An 899-nucleotide genomic window follows, 5' to 3' on the forward strand; every position below is an offset into this window, starting at 1 on the left:
GGGGTACCGGATCGGGTTGTCGCAGGGGCAGATCGCCTCGATCATCGGCAAGCATCCCTCGACGGTGAGCCGAGAACTGGCGAGGAGCTTCTCCGCGCCGGGATCGCGCTCGCCCAGGCGGCGAAGCGCTCGCTCGGACGGGCAGGGCTATCAGCGGGTCTATGACGCTGAGCGGGCGCATCGGTGGGCGGCCCACAAGGCGCGGCGGCCGAAGCCTCGGCGGCTGGACAACGCCCGGCTGCGGGCCAAGGTGTGGGAGCTGTTGCGGGCAGACTGGTCCCCGCAGCAGATCGCGAAGACGCTGCCGGCCCTGTACCCGCACGATCCGGTGATGCGCGTGAACCACGAGACGATCTACCAGTCGCTGTTCGTCCAGACCAAGGGCGAGCTCAAGCGGGAGCTGACCGCGCACCTGCGCAGCCGCCGGACCCGCCGCAAGCCCCAGAACGGCGGGGCCAAGCGGGCCACCCTGGGCATCACCGAGGACATCACCATCCGGGCCCGGCCCGCCGAGGTCACCGACCGTGCCGTGCCCGGCCACTGGGAGGGCGACCTGCTGATGGGCGGCAACGGCAAGGGGGCGGTGATCACCCTGGTCGAGCGGTCCAGCCGGTTCGTGCTGCTGGCGCCACTGCCGGGACGGCACACCGCCGAGGCGGCCCGGATGAGCCTGACCGAGATGATCGCGACCCTGCCCCTGAGCCTGCGCCGCTCGATCACCTGGGACCGCGGCAGCGAGATGGCCCAGCACGCCCAGTTCAAGATCGCCACCGGCGTCCCGATCTACTTCTGCGACCCCCAGTCGCCCTGGCAGCGCGGCACCAACGAGAACACCAACGGCCTGCTGCGCCAGTACTGGCCCAAGGGCGCCGACCTGCGCGAGCTGACCCAGACCGCCT

The 899-nt window shown here is 71.3% G+C and carries 1 protein-coding gene; it reads left to right on the forward strand.

Features of this window, described 5'->3' with window-relative positions; translation table 11 throughout:
- On the forward strand, positions 1 to 899 hold an 899-nt coding region (locus ABD268_RS22765; protein ID WP_425573794.1), incomplete at both ends, for an IS30 family transposase.

The sequence above is a fragment of the Nocardioides koreensis genome, assembly GCF_039531775.1.
GTDB lineage: Bacteria > Actinomycetota > Actinomycetes > Propionibacteriales > Nocardioidaceae > Nocardioides > Nocardioides koreensis.